We start from the raw sequence: 372 nt of genomic DNA, 5'->3' as shown, positions 1-372 counted from the left end.
TTCATTAGACTATCGCAGACAAGGAAACCCTCGAATTTATTCGTGGGATGAATTGTCGATTTGCGATAGTTTTTACTTTCTTTCGTTTTATATTATTAGACTTTCACTAGATATTATTATATTATATAATTAGTGAAAGGTGGTGATTTAAAATGATGACAAAGACAATCAAATTACAAATATATCCTACATCTGAACAGATTGTTTTATTTCGTGAAGTGCAACATGTTTTTACAAAGGCGTGTAATTATGTATCACAATATGTATTTGATAATGATTTTGAACTCAATCAACGTATTTTACATGATGCTTTATATCGTATCTTACGTTCTGATTTTGATTTACAGTCCCAAATGGCACAATCTGTAATTA

1 pseudogene is annotated in these 372 nt (G+C 29.0%); it reads left to right on the top strand.

The annotated features are described in order from the left end of the window. Window positions 1–152: 152 nt before the first annotated feature. Window positions 153–372, top strand: a pseudogene (locus EF384_RS09670) (RNA-guided endonuclease TnpB family protein); the annotation flags it as partial.

The organism is Aerococcus agrisoli (assembly GCF_003797145.1).
In the GTDB taxonomy this organism is placed as follows: domain Bacteria; phylum Bacillota; class Bacilli; order Lactobacillales; family Aerococcaceae; genus Aerococcus; species Aerococcus agrisoli.
This window is presented reverse-complemented; position numbering and strand designations above follow the sequence as displayed.